The 26,247-nt window shown below is 35.0% G+C and carries 19 protein-coding genes; 13 read left to right on the forward strand and 6 right to left on the reverse strand.

All coding sequences use genetic code 11. The annotated features are described in order from the left end of the window. Positions 1-250 precede the first annotated feature (250 nt). Genes JUJ52_RS02115 through JUJ52_RS02125 form a run of 3 tightly spaced genes read left to right on the forward strand, consistent with a single transcriptional unit; the run spans position 251 to position 3,907 of the window. Positions 251-1,330, forward strand: a complete 1,080-nt coding sequence (locus JUJ52_RS02115; protein WP_121605635.1) for an endospore germination permease — start codon at positions 251-253, stop codon at positions 1,328-1,330. Beyond that, entirely contained in the window at positions 1,327-2,763 is a 1,437-nt protein-coding gene (locus JUJ52_RS02120) for a spore germination protein (RefSeq protein WP_205388799.1), read from the forward strand. Before JUJ52_RS02115 ends, JUJ52_RS02120 begins: the two co-directional genes overlap by 4 nt. A gap of 1 nt (position 2,764) precedes the next feature. Continuing rightward, the gene (locus tag JUJ52_RS02125; protein ID WP_205388798.1) at positions 2,765-3,907 is read left to right on the forward strand and encodes a Ger(x)C family spore germination protein; all 1,143 of its coding nucleotides are present in this window, start codon (positions 2,765-2,767) and stop codon (positions 3,905-3,907) included. A 749-nt stretch (positions 3,908-4,656) separates the two neighbouring features. Here the strand turns inward: JUJ52_RS02125 and cyoE are convergent. Together cyoE and JUJ52_RS02135 are read right to left on the reverse strand one after the other, a co-directional pair. Continuing rightward, positions 4,657-5,574: a heme o synthase gene (cyoE, locus tag JUJ52_RS02130; protein ID WP_205388796.1), complete on the reverse strand. Its 918-nt coding sequence runs from the start codon at positions 5,572-5,574 to the stop codon at positions 4,657-4,659. A 172-nt stretch (positions 5,575-5,746) separates the two neighbouring features. After that, entirely contained in the window at positions 5,747-8,815 is a 3,069-nt protein-coding gene (locus JUJ52_RS02135) for a hybrid sensor histidine kinase/response regulator (protein WP_205388795.1), read from the reverse strand. Between the two features lie 364 nt (positions 8,816-9,179). On the opposite strand from JUJ52_RS02135, the gene JUJ52_RS23560 reads away from it, so the two are divergent. The 5 genes from JUJ52_RS23560 (at position 9,180) to JUJ52_RS02160 (ending at position 17,886) form a co-directional block, all read left to right on the forward strand. Continuing rightward, positions 9,180-10,316, forward strand: coding sequence for a response regulator (locus JUJ52_RS23560; RefSeq protein WP_205388794.1), 1,137 nt, complete (start codon positions 9,180-9,182; stop codon positions 10,314-10,316). 332 nt (positions 10,317-10,648) lie between these two features. Next, the gene (locus tag JUJ52_RS02145) at positions 10,649-10,864 is read left to right on the forward strand and encodes a hypothetical protein (RefSeq protein WP_121604397.1); all 216 of its coding nucleotides are present in this window, start codon (positions 10,649-10,651) and stop codon (positions 10,862-10,864) included. Positions 10,865-11,150: 286 nt separating this feature from the next. Then, positions 11,151-16,523: a SpaA isopeptide-forming pilin-related protein gene (locus JUJ52_RS02150; protein WP_205388793.1), complete on the forward strand. Its 5,373-nt coding sequence runs from the start codon at positions 11,151-11,153 to the stop codon at positions 16,521-16,523. 30 nt (positions 16,524-16,553) lie between these two features. Beyond that, positions 16,554-17,144, forward strand: coding sequence for a class D sortase (locus tag JUJ52_RS02155; RefSeq protein WP_026679992.1), 591 nt, complete (start codon positions 16,554-16,556; stop codon positions 17,142-17,144). 73 nt (positions 17,145-17,217) lie between these two features. Beyond that, positions 17,218-17,886 carry a response regulator transcription factor gene (locus JUJ52_RS02160; protein WP_228088590.1) on the forward strand — a complete coding sequence of 223 codons (669 nt, stop codon included), beginning with the start codon at positions 17,218-17,220 and terminating at the stop codon, positions 17,884-17,886. Between the two features lie 34 nt (positions 17,887-17,920). On the opposite strand, the gene JUJ52_RS02165 is transcribed toward JUJ52_RS02160, so the two are convergent. Beyond that, positions 17,921-18,376, reverse strand: coding sequence for a CBO0543 family protein (locus JUJ52_RS02165; protein WP_228088645.1), 456 nt, complete (start codon positions 18,374-18,376; stop codon positions 17,921-17,923). Continuing rightward, the gene (locus JUJ52_RS02170; RefSeq protein WP_166529754.1) at positions 18,303-19,448 is read right to left on the reverse strand and encodes a DUF2515 family protein; all 1,146 of its coding nucleotides are present in this window, start codon (positions 19,446-19,448) and stop codon (positions 18,303-18,305) included. Before JUJ52_RS02170 ends, JUJ52_RS02165 begins: the two co-directional genes overlap by 74 nt. Before the next feature lie 83 nt (positions 19,449-19,531). Here JUJ52_RS02170 and shc point away from each other — a divergent pair, with 83 nt between their 5' ends. The 3 genes from shc to JUJ52_RS02185 all read left to right on the forward strand — a co-directional run bounded on the left by shc (position 19,532) and on the right by JUJ52_RS02185 (position 22,288). Further along, positions 19,532-21,421, forward strand: coding sequence for a squalene--hopene cyclase (shc, locus tag JUJ52_RS02175; RefSeq protein ID WP_205388791.1), 1,890 nt, complete (start codon positions 19,532-19,534; stop codon positions 21,419-21,421). Between the two features lie 102 nt (positions 21,422-21,523). Beyond that, on the forward strand, positions 21,524-21,742 hold the full coding sequence (locus tag JUJ52_RS02180; protein WP_162986476.1) for a YppG family protein: 219 nt from the start codon (positions 21,524-21,526) through the stop codon (positions 21,740-21,742). A 105-nt stretch (positions 21,743-21,847) separates the two neighbouring features. After that, positions 21,848-22,288: a CBS domain-containing protein gene (locus JUJ52_RS02185; protein WP_026679997.1), complete on the forward strand. Its 441-nt coding sequence runs from the start codon at positions 21,848-21,850 to the stop codon at positions 22,286-22,288. A 149-nt stretch (positions 22,289-22,437) separates the two neighbouring features. Here JUJ52_RS02185 and trhA read toward each other — a convergent pair whose 3' ends face one another. Beyond that, positions 22,438-23,085, reverse strand: a complete 648-nt coding sequence (gene trhA / locus JUJ52_RS02190) for a PAQR family membrane homeostasis protein TrhA (protein ID WP_205388790.1) — start codon at positions 23,083-23,085, stop codon at positions 22,438-22,440. A gap of 153 nt (positions 23,086-23,238) precedes the next feature. On the opposite strand from trhA, the gene JUJ52_RS02195 reads away from it, so the two are divergent. Beyond that, the gene (locus tag JUJ52_RS02195) at positions 23,239-23,814 is read left to right on the forward strand and encodes a DUF1836 domain-containing protein (RefSeq protein WP_026679999.1); all 576 of its coding nucleotides are present in this window, start codon (positions 23,239-23,241) and stop codon (positions 23,812-23,814) included. Between the two features lie 21 nt (positions 23,815-23,835). After that, on the forward strand, positions 23,836-24,894 hold the full coding sequence (locus tag JUJ52_RS02200) for a M42 family metallopeptidase (RefSeq protein WP_205388789.1): 1,059 nt from the start codon (positions 23,836-23,838) through the stop codon (positions 24,892-24,894). A 431-nt stretch (positions 24,895-25,325) separates the two neighbouring features. Here the strand turns inward: JUJ52_RS02200 and JUJ52_RS02205 are convergent, their stop codons facing one another. After that, on the reverse strand, positions 25,326-26,042 hold the full coding sequence (locus tag JUJ52_RS02205; protein WP_026680001.1) for a hypothetical protein: 717 nt from the start codon (positions 26,040-26,042) through the stop codon (positions 25,326-25,328). Between the last annotated feature and the right edge of the window lie 205 nt (positions 26,043-26,247).

Consider the following 26,247-nt stretch of genomic DNA (forward strand, 5'->3'; position numbering starts at 1 on the left):
GAAGCTTCGGGAGAAAAAGCAGTATCCTTAAATATTGTTTATATTTCTAATGGATAATTCGCTAAAAGTAGTTTTAAATTTTTAGAACTGTTTTCCGTTCTCTTACTAAAGCTTTAGGAGAACGTTTTTTGTTGTGATTAAATCAACCTTTCCGTCAAATTTAACCAGCTGATATCTTTATGCATATTTCTGTATAACTAGCCATGAATAAGAAAACAATACATATGAAAGCAATGAATAGGGGGTACATATGAAGTTTTCTCGATTACAAATATTTCTATTGCTAGTTATGTTTATTGGTATCTCGAATCATGTGATTTTACTTCCCCATTTGTTAGAAGTTGCAAAAAGAGATGCTTGGATAGCATCTATTATCGCTTACTTTATAATAATGGTTTGGGCACTCTTTTTAAGACGAATCATAAATAAATTGAAACAACAGCATTTACAAAAATGGTTAAATGTACGTACGGGTAAACTAATTTCAACCATTATTATCATTTCCATTTCTATATATATTTTACTAATTGCGATTATAGCGTTTAATGATCTAATTAATACGGTTCAAATATATTTCTTACCGCGTACATCTATTTGGATTATAGCTATACCTTTCATTATTATTTGTATTTGGGCTGCTTCTGCAAACTTAAAAACAATTGTATATTCTGCTTTATTATTACTACCTTTTGTCATGGTTTTAGGCTATTTTGTCGCAATTGCAACATTCATTGAAAAAGATTATTCCTTTCTTTTTCCTATATTTACGAAAGGAGAGGAACCAGTATTAAAAGGGATCATGATGGTATTAGGGGCTAATATTGATTTTATCATTCTTTTTTTACTCCAAGATCAAATGAAAAAACAATACTCCTATTTGGGGTTGATTAGTCTAATAACTGTATTAACCATTCTTATCCTTGGGCCAACATTAGGTTCGATAGCTTCTTTTGGTCCTTATATTGCTTCAAAAATGAGATTTCCTGCTTTTGAGCAGTGGAGATTAGTAATGATTGGACAGCATGTTTCACACCTAGATTATTTTGCAGTGTTTCAGTTACTAAGCGGCGTGTTTATAAGATTATCGTTATGCTTTTATTTACTTTGGAATATTTGGAATAAACCTTCGACCAAATTAAAGTGGACAATTATTGGAGTCATTATTATGACATTAATGGTCGTAACCGCGCCACAAAATAGTGATATTTGGATACAAAAGTTTACACAGGATTATTTTTATTATGGCGCACTGATTTTTGGAGTTTGCTTGACTCTTATCTTAGTACTCATTGGAATCTTCTCTAATAAAGGAGAAAATACAAACTCATGACAAAATATACAACACAACAAATAACTAAAAAATTACGCAGTAGTACATTACGTATTGACCAGCTACAAGATTTTTTCTCTGTCCATGCAGATGTGGAATATATACCTAGTGATGAAGCTGCAATTGGCTCTTTTTACGTAAATGGAATGGTTGATTCTGTACAATTAAATAATTATTATAATCAAATAACTACAGCTATTTTGGAAGACAATATTCATACAAATAATGAAGAATTACCACCTCTTTATGTTATCGACAGCTTCGATGACGTCATTTCGAAAATCCTATCTGGTTATTTCATTCTTTATAAAGTAGGAGAAAACGTTGTATATGCAGTAAATATTGCAAAAATCCCTCAACGTAATCCAGAAGAGTCGAACACAGAATTATCCATAAAAGGGCCGAAAGACGGTTTTACCGAGGATGTAAATGTTAATATCGCATTGATTAGAAAGCGTTTAAAAACAGAGGATTTATATAATGAATCATTCGAGTTAGGATCCATTAGTAAAACGAAAACATCACTTATTTATATACATAATAAGGCGAATATGCAGGTGATTAAAGAAGTACGTCAGCGGTTAAATAATATAAAGGTAGAAAGTATTTTAAGCAGTGGTCAATTGGAACAATGGGTGTCTGATAGAACGTTCTCATTATTTCCGTTATTTGATAATGTTGCACGTCCAGATTTTGCAGTGGAGTGTTTGTTAAGAGGGAGATTTATCATCATTATCGATGGCTCCCCATTAATCCTAATTGGTCCAATTAATTTGTTTGAATTGTTGAAATCTCCAGAGGATGTCCACTTTCCTTATCATATTGTTGCCTTCCAGCGAGTATTTAGACTAATTGGGCTTCTACTATCCGTTTTTTTGCCTGGTTTTTGGATCGCTATCGCGTCCGTTAATATTGACCTGCTTCCCTTTAATTTATTGGCGACAGTTGTAGAGGCTAGAGGTGGTATGCCATTACCATTTATACTGGAATTTTTATTCTTGTTAGTATTATTTGAAATCCTTAAAGAAGCTGGGGTACGGATGCCGAAGCCTGTTGGGCAAACGATTGCAATTGTTGGAGGTATTATTATTGGGGATGCACTGATTCGTGCAGGACTTGCCTCTGCAACACTTATTGTTGTGATTGCGCTTTCCACTCTATCTACGTATACCCTAGTTAATCAATCATTAATTGGAACAGTAAGTATAGTACGGGTATATATGATATTAATTTCTGGATTTTTAGGTATATATGGTTTCTTACTAGGACTATTGAGTATTGTTGTTTATTTGGCTCGTTTAGAATCTTTTTCATTGTCCTACCTTGAGCCGGTTGTTGCATTAAGTTTTAAAGAATTTCTGGCTGCATTATTAGTTAATCCTTTTAAACGCCGGAATAATTCAGCACAGATGCTTCAGAAACGGAGAAGATAATATGCGACAAATGGTTATGATCCATCTTTTTTTCATTCTAATAGTAATTGTAGGCTGTAGTGATGTAAAAGAGATTCAAAATAAGAATTATGCGACAGCTATTGGTATTGATTACAAGGATGATAAATATATTACGTATGTACAAATGGTTAGCTTAAGTGGTTTATCAAATGCAGAAGGTGCCACAAATACACCTCCTGATATTTTTGTATCTCAGTCGTCAGCAAAAACATTTAATGATGCCCTGTTTAAATTGTATAATTCAGCTCAAGAAAAAATAATTTGGTCACATGTCACTAGTATTTTACTGGGGGAAGCCGCTATAAAGCATGGTATTACAAGCATTTTTGACGGAATGACCCGATATAACGAGTTCCGGTTAACGCCGTGGGTGTTTGGTACAAAAGCTGATATCAAGGATATACTCTCTACACAAGGTTTTTTTAATCAAGGAACGTTACAGACTATTTTGCATAATCCTGATGATATAATTGAACAAAATTCGTTGTTTCGACCTTTAAAATTACATGAATTTGTTAGAGAAATATATGAGCCAGCTTTCACTAGCTACATTCCTTCATTGGCTATTAATCATACACAATGGAAGAAAAATAATAAGGATGATGCCAAGTTAATGTATGATGGAACATTTTTTATGAAAAACAATACATTTAAAGGATTCTTTGAATTGCAGGAATTAAAGGGCTTACGTTGGATCACTCCAGATACGGATCGAACTGCCGTATTAGTCTCTAATCTAGATAATGATGATGAACTATTAGTGGTAATTGAAAAATTAAAAGTCAACATTAAAAATATTATGAAAAAAAGTAAGCCAAGATTTAATGTACATATTGAAGCCGAGGGGTACGTTACCAATCAAAACAAGAGCTCTGCTATTATTACGGATAAAGTAATTAAAGCTACAAAAGAGGTCATAAAAAATCAAATAACAGATTTATATGAACTTGGAAAAGAGGAAGGAACTGATTTTTTTCGTCTAGAACATATTTTATATCGCGACCAACATAAATATTGGAAGAACTTAGTTAATAAGGATTCTTTTTTTACGGAGGATGGAATATTAGATGAAATACAAGTCGATTTAGTTTTGAGACATGCTGGAGCTGGAAAAAATAATTAATTAGTAATATTAAGGAGAAAAGCTTTCACTTAACAATGCTAACTATAGCAGCATTTGCTTAATGAATGGAAAGCAAATTAGCCTGTAGAAGACTAGGGGTACTACTGGGTTATACTTCTAAAGCTAGTATCTTTTAGGTGTAGGTATCGGTTGCTTCTTGATTGCGTATTATATCGTATAAGGCTTTGCCATCACTAGCGTGTTTTTTGCTATATTGTATAGGAATTAGCGCAAAAAATACTGAAAAATAACCAAATTAATAACAGACTTGTGTGCCCAGTGAGATATTCACTAGTATGAGATAAATGAGCAGCAGCAGGAACCGATATTGAAGATATTTCTTCCTGTATGGACAAGGAGGTGCGTAAAGAGATTGTCAATTCTTAAGGCTTTATAATGACAAAGGCGTCTAGAAAATAGATTCTATTTACTCGAATCGATCTATATTTAAATAATTCTTTACCTCTACCAAGTATCAATACTGACCTTCCAATAAATATTCTTGCCATTGTATAATGACCAAGCTGATGAATAAAACTCACGATTAGTAATAATACAAAGAAGACCCACAACGCAGTCTCAAAATCATCCCATACAAATAGTGTATCAACTCTAATTATGCTTTTTATCGTATAACTCTTTTTTGCTATCATTAAAGCCGTTGTTAGAAAAGTAATGCGAAAAACAGAGTGGAGTTGAATATGTAAAAAGCATAAGCTTGATTTTAAGCTTATGCTGCCTCAAGTAACCTATAAATTAAAAATAGTTCCCATTAATGAATAAACAATGACGGTAGAAAATAGTACAGTCATATAAATAAGTGAAAATAAAAACATCGATTTTGCCCATTTCTCCGAATTCATTTTGTGGTAACCGATAATGCTGAGTGACAACCAAGAAAGACTTAGCAGCAGAGCTACTAACTGTAAGCCTAGACTTAGTGTACCAAGTAAGAAGCTGGTTGCTACCACGACAACTAAATAAATATTTGTTTGAATATAGGTTCTCCGAATCCCTTTAACTACCGGAAGCATAGGAACTCCTGCAGCTTGATATTCTTTATGCTTGCGAATAGCAATGGCATAAAAATGTGGCATTTGCCAGATAATGGATATGATAAACAAGCCAATAATTGCAGGGTGAGTAATATCCGGATATATAGCTGCCCAACCGATCAGTGGCGGCATCGCACCTGAAATACTACCAATTTCGGTGTTGTAAACAGTTCTACGCTTACTCCACATTGTATAGGGTACTGCATAAAAGAATAAGCCTAAAAAGCCCAGTAGTCCTGCCAGTGGTGTTGCTAGTACAAGGGTGAATATGCCAACCAAAGACATCAAAATTCCAAGACATAAAACATAGGTTGGTTTAATTCTTCCAGTTACTGTTGGCCTATTTTTGGTCCTTTCCATGATTTCATCAATGTCTCGATCATACAAGTTATTAAAAGCACCAGCTGCACCAATAACGAGGCTCGTTCCAACAAAAGCAAATAGAATTTCGGGTAATTTTTCATAGAGGCTATATTGATAGGTATAAATAGCTAAAAATAACCCTGCAAACATTGGGATTAGATTGGATTTAATAATGCCGGTCTTTACAGTCTGTGCAAGAGCATTTACTAAGGATTGATTTGCATGCATTTGATTTTCTTTTTTCTTCATGTGACCATCTCGCTTTCTTACCCTTTCATTTTAACAAATATAGTCACATAAATAGTTAAAATGTATTTTCTTCACATAATGGACATTATTTCATACCATATATATCTACTGTCTTATTCTCAATAACAGAAGAATTATTTTGATGATAGACATATAAGCAATGACAATCATTTTACTTAGGTATTTTGAAAGTAACAGTTGTACCCATATAAGGCGTACTTTGAATATCTAAGCCTACTCCATATAATTGTTTAAATCGTCGATTAGTATTCGCTAGTCCAATCCCACGTCCGCTTCCATAAACCCATTCATCACTTAGAATTTGCTTTACTTTTTGTTGATCCATTCCGACACCATCATCGATGATGGTAATACTATAATAAGTGTTATGTTCTACTATTTGAATACGAATTGTACCGCCCTCTACTTGCTTTAGGATACCATGTCTAACAGCATTCTCTACGATTGGCTGGATGGATAGCGGAGGAATTTGTATTGGAATGTTATCTTTGATCTCCCAGGAAACATGTAGTCTATCTCCAAAGCGTTCCTTTTCAATAAATAAATACGAGCGTGCTAAATCAAGTTCATCCTCAAGAGGAATAAGCGCATTTTTATTCGTCATATCAAAGCTTCTTCGCAAGTAATTACTAAATTCTTCAAGCAGTTTTATCATTCTCTTCGTATCAATCTCAGCTAAGGAAGCAATTGTATTCAGTGTGTTAAATAAAAAGTGTGGTTGTATTTGTGCTTGAAGCCAAGCAGCTTCCATCCGAAGTTGTGCATGGACGGATGCTTTTAGACTTGTTAAAACATCAACACGAGCTTTTAACTCTAAGGCATCTATTGGTTTTGCAACATAATCATTAGCACCTGATTGAAATCCAGTATAAATATCTTCTAATTGATTCCGTGCTGTTAACAGCAAAATAGGTAGCTCCGAAATGGAGAATTGCTTTCGGATAATCTTGGTTAATTCATAGCCAGACATCGTTGGCATCATTACATCTGCGATAACTAAATCCAATTCTCTTGAATGGATATGTAATAATGCTTCTTTACCACTAGTGGCAGTAATCATGTCATAATATGGACTAAGTACGTTGTGTAAAATACGTAAATTAATCGGGTCATCATCGACCATAAGTATACGTGCTTGGTTTCTATTTTCTCTTGCGGCTGATACCTCCGTCTCTGCCTCATCTATTGGATAAAAGTTATGAACATGTTCATGAGTAGCTGGTGCTATCTTATTTTCCCCTACATTTGTTGCGTTGTCTGCTATTGGGAGCGTAAAAGAGAATGTAGAACCCTTACCAATAACTGATTGAACAGACATGGTCCCACCATGTAATTCTACTAATTGTTTACAAACACTGAGTCCCAAACCAATTCCGCCGTTATCTTTCATATTTCCTTGGTTATATGGCTTGAAGATATTTTGTTGCGTCTCTTCACTTATCCCTATACCGGTATCTCTAATATGAATGGTTGCAATCTTATTTTCATAAGAGGCGTCTATCGTAACACTTCCTTCATTCGTGTATTTAACCGCATTATGAACAAGGTTAAAGATTATTTGTAGCAATCGATTTTCATCTGCATATACCTCTGGAAACGAGGGGGGAATGTTTAATCGTAATTGTAAATTTTTATTTTCTGTCATATAAGTTATCATATCAAGAATAACAGCAGCTACGGAGTGCATGTTTACTCTTTTCTTATTTAATGTAATATATTGATCTTGTAATCGAGAGATATCAAGGATGTCGTTGAGCGTAAAGGTCATTCGTTGCCCTATTTGTATGAGTAGGTGTAAGCTTTCTTTATTTTTAGCTGATAAAGAAGCAGACCCATTACGTAAAATAGTTTGGGCAATATTAATAATTCCATGAAGCGGATTTCGTAATTCATGGGAGGTATTTGCTAGAAATTCATCTTTCTTTTTATCTGCGTTAAGCAGTTCAGCTTTTTGCTTCTCATTCAAATGAGCCATACGGATATGACGTTTGAATAAGAATAAAGCAATGGTAATGATTGAGATAAGAAAGTCGAATGGGTAATACGGCATATCAATTAAATTCATATTTACAATATTTCCCCATATTAATACATTTGATGTGTAGCTGGTTACAAATAATAGAATAAAGATGGCATCTGCCTTTCCTCTTCTGATTGTTTTAATCGTTTGTGAGAATAAGAAGTAGAAAGCAATTAGGAAAAAGATCATCATTCCAAAATTAATAAAAACAAAAAAGTCAATAGGAACTACCACTAAGCTGACAGATAGGATGAAATAAATTACTAGAAGTGATGTAAATAAACGGCTTTTTACACGGTATAATGATTTTACAAATGCTAATAATGCCAATAACGTACTAATAAATAATATGGATAGAAGCTTTTGATACCATTCAATAGGAATTGGTAGCTCCAAAACGATATTATCATCAATTAAGTTAGTAAATGCTGCTAAGATTAGCATTAGTCCATAAAAGAGAAGTTCTTTTTGTGCTTTCCCTTTTCTCCCCATGAGAAATAAACAAATGGCGTACATGCTATGTAATAAATAAATGATAAAAATAGTTACTTGAAAAGCGATTGATCCGCTTTCCAGCTTATTAATAGCCTGATCCGTACCAAACTGAATCGCGTTCGTAATACCACCTTCAAAAGGAATTTGGTAATTTGATATATGAATCAAGAGCTCCATTTCGTTCGTATTATTTGTATGGAAGATAGTAGAGAAAGGTCCGTTTTTTTGTACATGCTGTTCCTTGCTTTTAGTAGGGTGATTAGATGCTGCTACGAGTTTATCGTCGATGTATACATTAGCCGCAGTTGTGATATCTTTTATACGAATTCCGTATAACGATTGCTCATTCTCTGGAAGAATAATTTTTAAGCGAAACGTACCATATCCATAGGATGTTTGTTTATCTTTGGTTTGATTCCATTCACCTTTCCAATTGCCTGGTACATTTATATAATTGGTAGCCTTCCATTGCTGTAATGGCGTTAGAAATTGGTTAGGATAAAATTCCCATTCTCCATTGAGTGTGATGGTTTGGTCATCCTTGAAATCCCAAGTACTTAGGTCAATGACTCCGTTTTTCGCCTGCGGGTGCTCGGATGGTTGATGGTACAGGAGCCAGCCAATCCGTAAACAACTCAACAGTATGAGAAAAACACTAATAATAATAAATATCTTTGGAAGAGACATCTGTTTCTTATTACGCATGTTTTGTCACAGTCCTTTAAATTAATATGCTCTACTCTAACTTATTTATCATTTCTATTCAATGATATATTTTTATGGTAGATAACAAAGGCTAGGTCATTCATTCCTTTAGAAATCAGTAGAAAGATATAGAACATCCTAATTCTGTTCGAATATATAGTTCAATGATTAATATTGCAAGCTTAGTTGTATTGTATTAGGTTTCCGATTTTCTTCATAAATAGTATGTAGCTATTTCTTAAGTAAAATGCTACGTATAAATCCAATCTTTTGACCTCTACTAATTTTATAGATAGACTACGAGTTAAATACCTTATATAGTACAATCGATTCATACTTAAATGGGAGTAGGGAGGATATATGGGTGAAAGCGATTCTTGTAGACGATGAACAAATGGCAGTAGATTTTTTGGAACATCTTCTTAAGAAAAATAGTGATATCGATGTTATTGATAAACTAACTAACCCGCTAATGGTAAGAAAAAAGGTTCAACAGCTACATCCAGATGTTGTTTTTTTAGATATAGAAATGCCACAGGTAGATGGTCTGGAATTAGCTGAACAATTACTATCCAGTCATCCATATTTACAAATCGTTTTTGTTACTGCATATAATCAGCATGCGGTAAGAGCATTTGAAATAAATGCACTAGATTATCTTTTAAAGCCTTTTTCGATACAACGTTTAAACAAAACCGTAGAACGTCTTTTGGCAAAAGTTAATGGTGAATCTAAATCTATGTCTTCTAATAACTCATTAAATAATACGCTACAGATAAATGTATGTGGGAGCTTATCACTCACAACTAGCCATGGGGAAACGGAAGTTATTTCATGGCGAACCTTGAAGGCGAAGGAATTATTTCTATATCTATTGCACAACAAAGAAAAGCTAGTTCAGAAGTCCTTTTTAATCGAGTTACTCTGGCCAGACTTAGACCCTGAAAAAGCTTATGCCCAATTATATACAGCTGTTTACCATGTAAGAAATGTCTTAAAGAAATATCCAAGCAATTTTAAGATTATAAATACCAAGGAAGGGTATACCCTATCTACGCAAAATATCACGATAGATATCCAGCTATGGAAGGAAAAACTAGAACTAGCACCTCCTATGACTATAAATTCGATTGATAGATATGTTGAGATTATGGATTTGTATAAAGGTTCTTATTTAGAAGAACATGGTTATTGGTGGGCAGAAAATCATCAATTACAGCTTGAACAAGTTTGGTTGGATTATGCATTAAGAATTGCTTATTTTTATTGGAAGGAGCAGTCGTATCAGGAGGCGAAAAAATGGTTTAAAAAAGTTTGTGATAGCCATCCAGAGAACGAAGAAGCTCATTTTATTTTACTGAAGATTTATGCTACAACGAATGACTCGATTAATGTTGAGAGGCATTATCAGAATTTAAAAGAATTTTTACATACAGAATTTGGAACGAAGCCTCATGCAGACATTCGTAATTGGTACAGTCAATGGAAAAAATATAATTAAATAGTTTAAAAAAGCCATGGTGGATCACTTATCCAGCATGGTTTTTTTATAAGTTAAGAAAGTATAAAATCAGTGCAATGACTGCGTTAAGCCGAGTAGTTATTTTGAAATGTTGATGTATATTGGCAATGCTCCGACTAATTACTTCGCTTTCCGCGGGCACGGCCTCAACTAACTTTGCAAAGAAGAACACGTTGCAAAGTGGATTTTCGGCTCGCGCTAATTCCGCAGGAGTCTACGTAATTCGTCTCCGCTATGCGAAGGTGCAACAATTCTTGTCATAAGTAATAGGTTGACTTTTTTTACAATGGGTAAAGTGAAAATCGCTATCCGTGAGTATAAAAGCAGCTGTGTTACTTCATGCTAGCGTTGTAGAGCCTGATAATAGCGAAGGCCGGCTACTTCAACTCCTGTGGGAAATGTTTGACCTGAAGATCCACTTTTTTGAGCGGGTTTTGCTAAAAAAGTTAGCTGAAGGACAAACCCCACGGAAAGAGAAGTGGGCAGCCGGAGTGGTGGTCAAGCAAGCAGTAGCTATTATTCCATAATAGCTACTAGAGGAAGCGTAAATCGGAGCATGTAGTGATAAGGACTGAGCGAATTTTGCTCCGTTTTTCTTAATACGTTTCTAATCGGGTGCTTGCACTTTTGTTCTTTTCAAAAACGGATTACAGGCCCAGTTTTAATGATTTGGTTTCGATTACATAATGGAAATGTTATGTAAATGTAAAGATTTTGTAGAGGTTACTTTGTTACCATTTCAAGTCGGAAGGGCAATTGATTCGATATGCCCATTATTTTTATTTTAATGAGAAAAGAAAGGATGATAGTGTAGTGAAAAAATCCCTATATGTGCTTTTTAGTCTATTGCTTCTTTTGCAAACTATATCTAGCAGTCTAGCATTTCCGATTCAGAGTCATGCTCAAGGCGCTGAGACTGGAATTGTAAAGAAGATAGAGCTTTTAGATGAAGCAGGTAATCCTATTATGGATCAAGACACAAAGGCTTCTAGTATGAAAGTAAGTTGGTCTATTGAAGGATTAGAAGTAGAAAAAGATAAAGCTTACATCCATGACTTGCCTACTGGTGTAGACATGGAAAAGAATTATCAAGGAGAAGTAACAAATGGAGGTAAGAAGGTTGGATCGTATTATACAGATACGAATAATACGATAACAATAACCTTCAATGAGGAAATAGTGAATGCACCTCGTGCAAGTGGGACATTTATTATAGATCTTGCGCATCAAGATTCCCCTGCCTTGACCAATGAAACGGATAATCAGCAAGCATTGGAAGAGGAAGCAGAAGAAAAACCCCACAAAGACACTGAATCTAACGAAAAGCAAGAAGAAAAATCTACCATTGAGGACAATCTCCCTAAAGAAGATGATCATGTAGAACGTAAAAGCGAAAAAAGCAGTGAATCAGATACGGCACAGAGTGAGGGTACAGAGAAAAAGAATAAACTTACCGCCAAAAAAGAAATAATGGAAAACATTCTTACAAGTGCTGAATTATCCTATGAGGATACTGACGGTAATGCAGTTGAAAAACCAGATATTAATTCGCTTATATCCATCAATTATACATGGGAACTTGCAAATAATCATGGATATAAAGCTGGAGATGAATTTCACTTTGACGTTCCAAAGGAGCTTAAAGTATATAACAGTATTGATAAAGCTGAAATGAATTTTAACGGAGAAACAATCGGGTATTTCTCTGTTAATGAGAGTGGATCAGCTACCATTACGTTCACGAAGTTTATTGAAGACTTTTCAAACATCAATGGCTCTATCGAGATCTGGACGGAGTTAAGTGAAGATATTATTATCACAGAAGAGAAAGAAGTGATCGTTACACCAATTGAGGGTAAAGAATCGGTTACGATCCCAATCGAATTTCTACCAATTGGACCTTCTGTTGAGAAAAAAGGAATACCAAATCGTGATTATAATGCGGAGACAATTGAGTGGACAGTCGACTTTAATAAAAGTCTAGAGTCACTCAAGAATCCACTGTTACAAGACCCTATTCAGGCAGGTCAATCCTTATTGGCTGACTCCATTAAACTCTATCATCTAGATACAAAGCTAAATGGGGAAGTATCATTGGGAGAAGAAGTGAATCCTAATACGTATACAATAGGTAAGACGGAGAACGGTGAAGATTTTACCATTGTTTTTGATAAGGATATTCATACTGCTTATCGGTTAGTATATCAAACAGAAATTACAGATGAAGATCAGAAGGCATTTCATAATGAAGCAAGTTTGGTTTCTGATAACCAACAACCAAAATCTGCAGATGCTACGGTAAGTGTCAAGCGTGGCAGTCCTTTAGAAAAACAATCAATAGCCTACGATAAAGAAAATCAGATAATTACATGGGAAATTAAATACAACTATAATGAAAAAACAATTAAACAGCAGGATGCTCTATTAAAAGACTTTTTTAACACCAGTCAAGACCTTGTCGAGAGCTCTTTTGACGTTAAGAAGATCACTATTGATAAAGATGGTAATGAGGTAGGTAATGGTGAAGATTTTGAGAATTATACAGTAACCGCTAAGACAGAAGCAGGAAAAAATGGATTTCATCTACAGTTTGATGAAAATGTTACATCTGCCTATAAAATTACTTATCAAACAAAAGCGTCCGAACGCGTTTTTGAAAATGAAAAAATAACGAATAAAGTAGAAACTGGCAATCATAACGCAGAGGGTAGTCAGAATATCGGCCAACAAATCTTATTTAAGAGTCACGGAACACCAAATTATAAGGATAAAACCGTGGATTGGACCGTTACATTTAATAAAGATAAGCACCCAATGAACGATGTGGTTTTAACCGATGTATTTACGAATGAAGGGCTAATCTTAAAACCGGAAACGCTTAAAATTGCAACTGAGAATAAGGAACTTGTTGAAGGAAAAGACTATACATTAATTAAAAATGAAGCTAATCAATTTGAAATTCGGTTTAACAATCAAATAAATACGCCGCATACCATAACATACACTACCGAATTTATTTACGAAGCAAGAGCGGATAAAGGGAAGAATTATTTAGAAAATAAGGCAATATTTAATTGGACGGATGAACACGGAAGCTCAAAAACGCAAGAGACAAGCAAGCAATTTAAACCAGATGAGTATACACAGTCGAACGGGTTTAAGTATGGCTCCTATAATGCAGTAGATAAAGAAATCACCTGGAATATTGGAGTAAACTATAATTTAAAAACAATCGAAAATCCTATTATAAAAGACTTCATTCAAGGAAATCAGCGGCTAGTAAAAGATTCGATTACCATATATAAGATGAATTTGACTGGCGGCGAAAATGGAACGGAAGTCGAAGAGCATGTACCAAGTGAAGACTACTCCATAAGTTGGATTAAAGACAAGGATGGAACTCCAGGTTTTCAAATTTCGTTTAATCAGGAAATTCATTCACCGTATAAAATCGTCTATAAAACAAGCCTTAAGGATTTAGATCTTGTAGACGCGAGCTATGAAAATACAGCAACTTTATACAATGGTGAAACAAAAGAGACGGATCTACATGCTTCTGTTGCCATTCCGCATGGAGGAAAGTATACAACAAAGACAGGGAAACAAAATGGCAAAATTATTGATTGGAAGGTAAATATTAATTTTGGACAGTCTCGGGTTACCAACGCTACTGTTATTGATAACCCTAGTGAGAACCAATCGTTATTGGAAAGCTCATTTGATGTGTACGCTACAACGATAAGTGAGGATGGGAAAGTAGCAAAGAAAGATAAATTAGAGCGCGACAAAGATTATACGTTAACACTTCATAAAAATCCTGATTCTTTTACACTTACATTTTCAGAAGAAATCAATGAAGCGTATATCTTGGAATATCAATCACTTATTCTAGATAAACCTGGATCTAAAATAAAAAATGACGTATCGTTTAACGGAGAGAACATTGATATCGTTGAGCATGAATCAAGTGAAACGGTTCAAGTACGACGTACCTCTGGGATGGGTGATGGTACAGGTGAAATTGGACACCTGACCGTTACGAAAACGGATAAAGCAACAGGGGTGCCATTACAAGGAGCAGTATTTTCTCTCGTAGATAAAGATAGTGGTGTAGTTATTGATAGGCTAACGACTGGAAAAGACGGCGTAGTTGCTTTTGATCGATTGCTATATGGAGATTATATTTTAACAGAGGAAAAGGCCCCAGATGGATATTTGATAGATAATAAGCAACAAACTATTACGATTTATCAGCCTTTTGAGCAAGGAAACAATGAAAAAACAGGGAATCAGCTAACGGTTACGAACACCGAGATAATCCGTGCAGTAGAACTGACGAAAAAAGACAAAGAGACGAATGAAGTATTAGCTGGTGCAGTTTTTTCATTACAAGAAAAAGTTGGAGACACGTATGAAGAAATTGCAGAATTAACAACAGATGATCAGGGGATCATCTTTATCGATCAGCTTAAATCAGGTGAGTACAGGTTTATGGAGAAAAAAGCCCCGGATGGGTACAAATTGAGTGAAAAACCTATTCCGTTTTCTATTCATGATAAACAAACAGAAGCTATTTATTTATCAGCAGAAAATGAAAAACTAGGTTCTGTTCAATTAACTAAATTTGATCAAAAAGATCATGCAAAAGTGTTAAAAGGTGCGACGTTTAAGCTAGAAAAGGCAGATGGAACGATTGTTCACCCATCTTTAACAACGAATGATGCGGGCGAGATATTTGTTGGAAACTTACAACCAGGTAACTATCAATTTGTGGAAACAAAAGCACCAACGTTTTACCAACGTAATCATCAACCAATCCCATTTACGGTGAAAGATGGAGAAACAGCAACGATTTTAGTTGAAGCTCCTAATCAATTAATAAGGGGTAAGGTAGAATTAACAAAGGTTGATAGTGATAATAAGGAAATCGTACTTGAAGGTGCAACGTTTAACTTATTAGATAATGAAGGAAACCTGATAAAGGAAGACATAACAACGAATGGTAATGGAAAGTTGGTTGTTAATAACTTACAACCAGGAAACTATCAATTTGTAGAAACAAAAGCACCAGAACATTATCAGCTAAATCAAAAACCGATGCCGTTTACCATTGAGAAAAGTAAAACGGAAGATACTGTCCATGCTACAAAGGTACAGGTTACGAATCAACTCATTCCAGGCTCAGTAGAATTAACGAAAGTTGACAAATATGACCATGAAAAATTCCTAGAGAATGCTGTATTTGAATTACAAGATAAGGATGGGAATACCATCAAAAAAGGAATGACAACGAATGAAGATGGAAAACTTCTGATAAACAATCTACGACCAGGTCATTATCAATTTGTAGAAACAAAAGCACCAGCGTATTATCAATTAGATCAAAAACCAATTGAATTTGAAGTTAAGAAAAGTCAAGCTGAACCATTATCTATTTCTGCAGAAAATGAATGGATTACTGGTAAGGTGGAATTGACGAAGGTAGATGCAGATAACAGTAATATATCTTTATCTGGTGCGGAATTTACATTGGAGGATGCAGAAGGAAATATACTACAAGAAGGCTTAACAACAAATAAAGCTGGAAAGCTAGTTGTAGACGATTTAAAACCAGGAAACTATCGGTTTGTCGAAACAAAAGCTCCGTTTGGCTATTATTTAGATGACACATCCATTCCATTTACAATCGAGAAAAGTAAAACAGAAGCGGATGTCAAATTGGTTCAACTAAATGTAGAAAATAAAATAATTCCAGGCTCTGTTGTACTTACCAAAGTTGATCATAGTAATAGCGATAAGCTGTTGCCAAACGCTGAATTCAAGCTTCAAGATGCAAATGGTAAGACGTTGAAGCAAGGGCTACTGACGGATGCGCAAGGTCAAATTACCGTAGATAATTTAAAGCCTGGAAGCTATCAATTTGTGGAAACAAAAGCACCGATAGGCTATCAATTGGATTCTACACCGATTCCATTCAAGATAGAAAAAGGTCAATCAGACCTTGTCAGGTTAACTGCTACAAATCAAGCTACACTATCAGGAACCGACAAACCAGAAGATACTACGCCAACCTATAATAAACTTCCACAAACTGGAGAAGAATGGCTTAGGTATTTGTTGATATTAGGAATTACATCAATAATGATTGGAACGATAGTCGTGTTCCGAAGACGTAAACAAGTATAATTTTTGGTAAGCAAAGGGATGCGTTCATTGATGAATAGAAATAAAATAATTGGGGGAGCGTTTATTTTCATCGGACTCATCTTAGTTGCAATTCCTTTATACTATGAATGGAATCAACAAAAAGAAGTAAATGCTCTTGAAGACGCGTTATCCTTGATAGCGCAATCAGACGATGAGTCAGTGGATTTATCTACAATCGATGATTTGCCCTTCACACAAGAAGAATTAAAGCAAGTGATTGAATTAGAAATCCCTTCCATCGACTTAAAACAAAAGGTGTTGCCTGAAACTACTGAAGCGAATTTGAGTATTGCATTAACTCAGATTAAACCGAATCAAACTCCAGGTGAGGGAAACTTTACAATAGCAGGGCATCGTGGATATCGAGGTGATCGACATTTTCGCCAGTTGCCAGAAGTGTCGATAGGTGATAAAGCTATTCTTCATACGGCGACTAAGAAATATGTATATGAGATTACCTCGTCAGAAGTTATTGAGGCAACGAAGGTTGAGATTCTTGAGGATAAAGATAATAAAAGGGAAATTACATTAATCACCTGTACAATAGATGGAAAAGAGCGTATTGCATTAAAGGGTAGATTAATAGATCGTGAAGTTTAATGGTTAAATCCTGTAGTTGTTTAATTGCTACAGGATTATTTTTTCAATCTGTAAATAAAAGTAGGGAAGTCAGATGATTAAAGTTGTATGCATAAATATGAGTGAAGGTATAAATCAAAACACACATTTATTATTAGAGAACGAACCGGATATCGAAATGTTAGAAATTGAACGTAATACGAATAATCGAACGATCTTTAAGAAACTAGAGGATTTTAAACCTGATATTGCACTCATACAGTTAAATAAATTTACGAAATCTATTAAGTCTAAGCTAAAGGAAATTAGAGAGAGCTACTCACATATAAGTTTAATGTTTATGATGTCAGATGTGGACGTGAATGTTATTCGTACAGCAATTGATAAAGAAGGACGAGGGTTCTTAGTAAGTACTATTACCGGCGAAGGACTTGTTCATTCCATAAGAAATGTTTACGATAGTCAATTTGTTTTTTCCGAAGCTATTGCAAAGCAAATGATTGATATAATTGGGCCAAAAAATATTGGTAATAAAGAAAAGCTGAAACAGAAATTATGTAGTAATGGTATAGATGTTAGTAAGCGAGATATGGACGTATTGTATTTAATGTATAAAAATTACAGTAATAAAGAAATTGCCAATACCCTACAATTATCTGAAAAAACAATTAGAGATTATGTAAGCAACGCTTATAAAAAAGTAAAAAACAGCAATCGCAAAAGTGTAATAGAGTTTTTACATTACCTAATGGCAGATGATTAAGAAAGGAGTACTACACTATATTTGTAAGCTTTTATTAGTTAGACAACCAACTAAATCCCTTCCATATGACAACTAAAAAGATGAAGTAACCAACAAACGAATAAATGTGATTCCAATCCTCATGATGAACAAACAAGCCTACTTGTTCAGCTATTTGTTCAATCATGCAAATCAGAAAGCTACATGTAAAGAGGAAAAAGGTACGGGGAATGGTTTTTAAGTGGCGCATAACACGGATAAATAAAATGGAAGCTACTGGGAGAATGATGAGCGTAAATAGTATATTAATGGAAAAGAGTCTTGGAAATAGTCGTATAGGAAAGGAATACATCCCCATTTCAACGCAAACTAAATCTAAGTAAGTACCGATTAGTGAGGCGAATAATATTACAGTGATATATGCATGAATAGATCGCTTACTTTTGGAAGATCGCATTTTTTGCGATAATCGCAAATTCGATTTTTTCGAGGTCGTTACAATAATCATCATATATATCCCCACCTGTATCTATTTCTTTTTTATCTAAGTAATGTAATATTCGAAAGTCGTTGAACCAATCCCCTTTTTCTGCCTCCTCATGTTCTATATCCTTCCAAGCAAATTTTAATGGTGGACTATAAATACGTGGTTCATCCTTTCTTAACTTGCAATGCTTGGTTCTTCGTTTGTATATGGTACCTGGTACAGATTCATTTACTGGATGAAATAGATCTTTCCAATAATCAGACCGCGAACCCGTATGCGGATGCTTACTTGCCCATTGTAAGATAGCTTGTAGAACGGGATTACGTTGAAAAAGTAAGTCATATAAGCGAATGCCGATCATAATTCGTTTATGTAGATCAGCGAATTGATAAAGTGTTTCGCCGATAATCCGAGGCCTACCAGTTACTTCACTAAGTTTAGGGAAGATAATGTGGTTGAATCGTAAAGCATCGTATAGTTTAAATTCGATGGTGTGTAATACGGTTTCTTGAAATTGCTTGTTTAGAACGACTCTATTTTCTAAATAATTCTGTTCATTAATGACCATCGCAATAGCTAATTTTCGACAATCCCTAAACTTCCAAAAATCATTCCAAATAGCTTCCATAAACACCGAAACATTCAAGTATGGAAGTAAGTAGAATAAGTTCTTCTGATTTATCAGACTATGTTGATATAATAAACATTGTGGGAATACGTCTTGAAAAATGAGCCAGTTTCCCCGCTCTAAAAATAAGAAAAAATGTTCACGCTCAGCCTCTGTCATTAATCTGGGAAGTAAATCTCCTTTAAGGTCTGTCATATTCCAACCACCATTTCTAGAAACTAGATGACCTAAGAGTGCCCAGTGAATTTCCGGATAAACGCAGTAAAATTGGTAATAAGCTTTTGTTCTTGTTACGTTATTCTTATTTAATTTGCTTGTTTTTGCTTTGATTTGTTGAATGAGGTTAAATTCCCATTCGGTGAGATCGGATTCAGAAACAGACAGAGGTCTATGTCTAATGATATGTTTTAAATGTCTTTTTAATTTCCGATTGCTCGTTGCTCGTTTTTTAACCATACATTTTATCATAAAGCACCTCCCTCTAAGGCATATGCATCGTAGTAGTGGCATATGTTTTTCCATAATAGCTTTCAAAAAGGAGTACATATCGTATGGATAAACAACTGGAAGCAGCGATGAATAAGTTATTGGATGAATTGAAAGGAACGCAAAATCAGGATGGATCTTGGACTTATCCATTTGAAACAGGAATAACAACTGATAGTTATATGATTATTCTATTACGAACGTTGGAAATCAATGATTCTAATTTGATAAAGTCTTTAGCTGAACGAATTGCAAATAAACAACAAGCAAATGGTGCATGGAAATTATTTTATGATGAAGGACCAGGAAATCTTACAGCTACAGTTGAAGCCTATTATGCTTTACTTTATAGCGGCTATTACACAATAGATGATAAGCATATCCAAAAGGCTCGCCATTTTATAATAAGTAACGGTGGACTGAATAATATTCAATTATTTGCTAAAATAATGCTCGCCTTAACAGGACAATATAGTTGGCCAAGGCATATACCGATACCCATTGAGGGCATATTGCTCCCAGCTTATTTTCCAATTAATCTTTTTGATTTCTCTGTCTACGCTCGTGCTCACTTCATACCTATATTACTAGTAGCAGATAAAAAGTTGCAGTTAACAACATCTGCATCACCTAATTTATCGGATCTAACTATGCAGAGAAAGGCCAATTGGGAAGAAGATTTACGGGAGTGGCAAACGTTTTTTTCTATATTAAAAGGCGGGATAAAAAAATTAATAGGACTGCCTCATGAATTACATGAATTAGCGTTAAACAGAGCTGAAACATATATACTTCAGCGAGTGGAACCAGATGGAACATTTAATACCTATTTTAGTTCAACATTTCTGATGATTTTCGCTTTAATAGCAAGAGGGTACAGGAAGGATCATCCCGTTATTAAACGAGCGATAAAAGGATTAAGATCCTTTATCATCACCGTTGATAATCAACTGCATATGCAATTTACAACTGCCACTGTTTGGAATACGTCACTCATTAGTTATAGTTTACAGGAAGCAGGTGTTTCTTCGCGTTCAAAGACCATTCAAGAGGCTACAAATTATATTCGTGCTAAACAACAACAGTTCTATGGAGATTGGGCAATTCACACACCATATATACTTCCCGGCGGATGGGGATTTTCCAACGTCAATACTATAGTACCTGATCATGATGATACAACAGCAGCATTACGAGCTCTACGAACAAGTGTCCTTACTAAGAATACGGATCGCTTTATATGGGATAGGGGAGTAGAATGGATTTTAGCAATGCAGAATGATGATGGTGGGTGGGGAGCATTTGAAAAAGATGTAGATAGCTTACTTCTAACATGGTTGCCAATAAAAGGAGCAGAGCTACTATTACTTGATCCTTCAACAGCAGATTTAACTGGCAGGACATTAGAATTCCTAGCTACGTTTACGAAATTGAATCAGTCTCATCCGCTAGTAAAGCGAGCTGTTCATTGGTTAATCAAAAATCAAGAGCAGAATGGCTCTTGGTATGGAAGGTGGGGTATTTGCTATATATATGGTACTTGGGCAGCAGTAACAGGACTAGTTGCAGCAGGAATTAATCCAGGGAATGCCTCAATCAGAAGAGCGGTTAATTGGTTGTATCGAATACAGCATGAAGATGGTGGATGGGGGGAATCATGTAAAAGTGATCAGGAGAAAACGTATATTCCATTAAAGGAAAGCACACGGACACAAACAGCTTGGGCGCTTGATACGTTGATTACTGCTGAGGTTAAAAAAACGAACGGAATAAAACGAGGAATGGATTTTTTATTATCTAATCAAGAAAAACAAAATAATTGGACGACAAACTATCCAAAGGGTCAAGCACTACCTGGTAGCTTTTACATGCATTATCACAGTTATGAATACCTTTTCCCGCTTTTAGCATTAGCACATTACAAGAAAAAATTTGTTGAAGATGATAAATCCTAGTATAAATATCCTTATCACTGAACATGTCAGCACATAAACTATAACAGACTATAATGAAGAGGTGATGTAGGTATGTTTCCTGATAGACAAAGAAGATCAATAATGAGGCAAGCACCTCCTAGACGTCAAGCTGATTGGTTTGGAAGACCACTCCAAGGCAGGAATACTCCTAAGAAAGCATCTACAACAGAAAATATTATTGCCCAATTCCGTGATCAAGATGGACAATTGGATTTTAATAAAATGACAGAAGTTGCCTCGCAAATGGGGAAGATATATGGTCAAGTAAGTCCATTAATTACTACTTTCTTTAAGAAGTAAGCATATGTTTCGTGTCACTGCATGGTGACACGTTTATTTTTGTTTTATTTTATAATAAAAATAAGCCAAATGACGAATGCTACTGTAAAAAGGAGGTTCATACTAATGCATCAACAATTACGAAATTTTATGACATCGAATGTGTATACAGTCAATGATACACAATCGATACAAGAAGCAGCTGCTCTAATGAGCGAACATAATATTGGATCGCTTCCGGTTGTAGATCAACATGGAAGCATAGTTGGGATGATTACTGATCGTGATATTACGTTACGTTCTACAGCACAGGGAGAAGCTGCCCAAACTCCGGTTTCTCAAGTGATGACAGCACAACAAGTCGTTCAAGGTACACCAGAAATGGATGCACATGAAGCTGCGCAGCTTATGGCGCAACAGCAAATCCGTCGCTTGCCAGTTGTCGAGAACGGACAAATTGTTGGAATGGTTGCTTTAGGAGATTTAGCAGTAGATAATCAATTAGAGAATGAAGCTGGAGAAGCTCTATCTGATATATCTAATCCTTCTGATCCTCAGAAGGATTAGAAGAATAAGGATGTTTCAAAGGGACCTGTTGAAAGAGAGCGTTCTTTTGAGAAGGTGTTGTTTTTAATCTAAATAATAGAAACGTGTGGTTTATATAAAGCCCCCTTTGTAAAGGGCATTTTAATAAAAACCACACGTTTTTTAATTCCTTATAAGACATATCCATAGACGCAAATAAAATGAAATAGGCTACCAATTAGAATAAATATGTGGAAAATCTCATGAAATCCCATATGTTTAAATGATAATATTTTTGGTTTAAGCCCGTAAATGATGCCACCAATCGTATAAAAAACACCACCTAATACTAGTAATATCATCCCACTTGTATTAATAATTGGTGCTAGAGATGAACTGAAGAATACAACAATCCAACCCATACCTATATATAATGAAGTAGATAGCCATCTAGGTGAATGAAACCATATTAATTTAAAAACAACACCGAGTACTGCTAGTGTACTAACAATCACAAATAGTGCCCACCCTAAGGTCCCCTGTAGACTAATTAGGCAAAAAGGCGTATACGTCCCGGCAATTAATACATATATCATTGAGTGGTCGATTCGCCGCAAAAATGCGATGACTTGATCTCTTGCAATCACCATATGATAGGTGGCCGAGGCAGCATATAACAATGTCATACTAATACCAAATACAATTACAGCTGCAATAGCTAGTGAAGAATCTGTTGTAGCTGTTGCTTTTATGACTAGTGCTAGCAATCCAGCGAAGGATAAAACAGCTCCAAATAAATGTGTAAGCCCATTAATTGGCTCACGAATATGTATACACATGTAACCAACACCTTTATAATGTGATGTAGTTTTAAAAACTATATTTAAATGATATATGTATTTTGATATGTAGTCAAGGTTTACTTCATATTTATTCTCACGTATAATAATAGGATAGAAATGTTTAGGACAAAACGTTAAAGAGGTTGAATAATGGAAAACAATAAAGACATTTTAGACGGCATGCAATTAAATAGTCAGCTTTCTTTAGAAGAAATCCCAGACTTGGATTTGTATATGGATCAGGTTATTCAGTTATTTGAAAATAAGTTTGGTATTTTAAAGCGAGATGAAAATGAAAAAGTACTAACTAAAACAATGATCAATAATTATGCGAAGGGTAAATTATTTTTCCCTATTGAGAATAAAAAGTATTCAAAAGTTCATATGATGCTTATTGCCATGATCTATCAAATGAAAGGAGCTTTATCCATAAATGATGTAAAGGTGACTTTAGATCCGTTAAACACAATGATAACCGAAGAAGGCTTTGATTTAACGGACTTATATAAGCGTTATGTTCAAATGGCCGATGAAAGCATGGGGCAACTAAAAGACGAAATGTCGTTGTTGTCTGAAGAAGTAACGAAGCATATAGTGGCACTAGATAGTGAGAAATCTGACTACTTAACACAGTTATTATTGGTTGCTTCTTTCGTAAATATGAGTAATTATTATCGTAGGGCAGCAGAGAGGATCGTAGACAACATAGCTAAAGAAAATATATAAACCATCGTGGAGGGGAAAATTATGCATACATATCCAAATGTAACAGAAACAAAGGGAGTTATTGAGAAATTGGTATCGATTCCAAGTCCATCTGGTTATACCGATCAAGTTATCAGCTATGTCGAGGAATTTCTTCAAGCATTAAATGTAGAGACAAAACGTAATCTTAAGGGAGGGTTAATTGCCACTTTACCTGGTAAAAACAATAGTGAGCATCGTATGCTAACAGCACATGTCGATACGCTAGGAGCAATGGTGAAAGAAGTCAAGAATAATGGGAGATTGCGTCTAGACTTGATCGGTGGGTTTAACTTTAATTCAATTGAAGGTGAATACTGTACGATTCATACAGCCAATGGTAAAAATTATACAGGTACTATTTTAATGCATCAAACATCGGTTCATGTATATAAAGATGCGGGTGAAGCAAAACGAGATAAAGAGAATATGGAAGTGCGAATTGATGAAAAGGTTGAAAATGCTGATGATATACGCTCACTAGGTATAGAAGTTGGAGACTTTGTTTCTTTTGATCCTCGCGTACAGGTAACAGAAAATGGATTTATAAAATCACGTCATTTAGATGATAAGGCGAGTGTCGGTATTTTACTACAGCTTATTAAGCGGCTAAAAGAAGAATCCATAGAGCTACCCTATACGACTCATTTTCTCATCTCTAATAATGAGGAAATTGGCTATGGGGGGAATTCAAATATTCCTGTAGAAACAACAGAATATCTGGCTGTAGATATGGGGGCAATGGGAGATGGTCAATCCACTGACGAATATACGGTTTCTATTTGTGTGAAGGATGCATCAGGACCATACCATTATGGGCTCCGCAAGCATTTAGTAGATTTAGCGCAAAAAAATAATATCGGCTATAAATTAGATATTTACCCGTATTATGGCTCCGATGCTTCGGCAGCTATTAGAGCTGGTCATGATATTATTCATGGACTAATTGGACCTGGAATTGATTCATCTCATGCATTCGAAAGAACGCATGAATCATCATTAAAAAATACGGAAGATTTGCTTTTTCATTATGTATGTTCAGAAACAGTAACAAGAAAGTAAGTTAAAGCTAGAGGGTTTCGGGAAAAAAGCCCAATTTCTCAATTAAAGCTGAGGAATTGGGCTTTTTAACATTGTAATTTCCTTACCTTTATAATTTCGCGTTTTCTTGGTGGTACTCTTAGTAGGTTATAATCAATCTTCTTATAAAATCACATTTCCTTCTTTTGTATATTTTTCCACCTCAGTACAACTGTAAATGCTATTGCCACATCCGTTGAATCTATTTCGTTATTATATTTTGCTTTTTCTAACCCTTTCAACAACAATTAATCCGTTTGGATGCATTTCAAAAAACATTCATTTATACTTAGCTTTTACTTTTCGATGTGTCATTCCATGAATGTAATAACTAATTTAAATGCCGTTATTCCAAAAAAACACTCGTTAGCGCAACATCTATTTAGTATGTACCAAGAGAATATATTTCTCGCTTAAATTGACAAATCAAATGATAAAAACTTAGGCAGTTCGTGTTCATGCTTGTCGAGCATAATTTGTTCCGGCTTGATGCCCTGCTCACGTAGCATTTCAATGTTCTGTATGAGGAATTCGTCGCTACCGACAACGTAGAAGAGCCCATCCTTGTCTGCAGCAAGATCTTTCACTTCTTCATAGTAATCTTTACGGTTATCGACGAACTGCGATGTAAACTTCTTGTCTGGTACGGATTTAAAAATATCAGTGAATAAGAATTCTTTTGATGAATCGATGTTTAGGGAATGAATTTTATTGACGTTATCAGCACGTTCAAAATAATCAAGTACAAGCGGTCTGAAAGTTGCTAGACCGACACCTGATGACAGAAGGTAAACATTTTTGTCTTCTCGTTTAAGTGGTACATTCGAATGCGTTTTAAATATTGCAATTTCATTGCCGACCTTAAGATTTCTTAAAATCGTTTTAAACTCAGAGCACTGCTCTCTGATACGTGTTGTGATACCGATTGAATTTTCGTGCGGTAAAGTGGAGATGGACATGTGGCGAATCAGGCTGCGATTTGGTTTATCTCCAGCATTAAAACCTTCCAGTGCGAAGTGGGTGTGGGAACCTTCTTCCCATGTAAAGTCGTCCGGACAGTCGAGCAGGTATGTTTTTACCTCAGGCGTTTCTTCAATAATCTTATTTATTTTAGTCCAGTATATTTTCATTATATATTCTCCTCACTTTATGTATTGTTACTAACTAATATACAATAAGTGATAATAATTCTCAATTAAACGAATTGATTATAATAATTTATGTTATTAAATAATCTGACATTTCACAAAAAATTGAATTTAATTCTTCGTAGTTGCATTCGTTCTCACTATCGAATATTAAATATGTTGGACCTGATTGGTTCAAATGCTTTTA

The organism is Virgibacillus sp. AGTR, assembly GCF_016919725.2.
GTDB classification, from domain to species: domain Bacteria; phylum Bacillota; class Bacilli; order Bacillales; family Amphibacillaceae; genus Virgibacillus; species Virgibacillus salarius.